The sequence below is a fragment of the Sporosarcina koreensis genome, from assembly GCF_001531445.1.
GTDB classification, from domain to species: domain Bacteria; phylum Bacillota; class Bacilli; order Bacillales_A; family Planococcaceae; genus Sporosarcina; species Sporosarcina koreensis_C.
Map to the genome: position 1 here is coordinate 1 of NZ_LQYA01000388.1, position 468 is coordinate 468.

The window sequence follows — 468 nt, forward strand, 5'->3', positions numbered from 1 at the left end:
ACCGTGACCTGGAGAATTACACGCGAGTCGTGTGGCAGACGCTGCGGGTCAACACCAACTGGAAATTCGCCTCGGACAATTTCAACGAGGCCTATCATATCCCCTCGGTCCATCCCCAGTTCGAGCCGATGATCGACGATCATTATTCGACGACGCTGTTCGAAATGTACCCGAACGGCCACAACCGGATGATCGAGAAGCTGCAGCCTTCGTCGCGCTATCCTGATGCGCAGCAGGTCAAGCCGCTCTGGGCGTCGGTCCTGCGCGAATGGGACATCGACCCGGCGGATTATGAGGGGCGGGCGCAGGAAGGGCGGCTGGCGTTGCAGCGTGCGCGTAGGACGCTGGGTCCCGCGCGTGGCTATGACCATTTCGCGCGGCTGACCGATGATGAACTCACCGATCAGATGCACCACACCTGCTTTCCAAATCTGACGCTGACCGCGACCCCCGAGGGGTTGCACGTCT

General features: G+C 60.7%; 1 protein-coding gene. It reads left to right on the forward strand.

What is annotated here, in order from left to right:
- The coding region (locus AWV70_RS22545; RefSeq protein ID WP_201024478.1) for an SRPBCC family protein at window positions 1–468 on the forward strand (468 nt) is incomplete at both ends.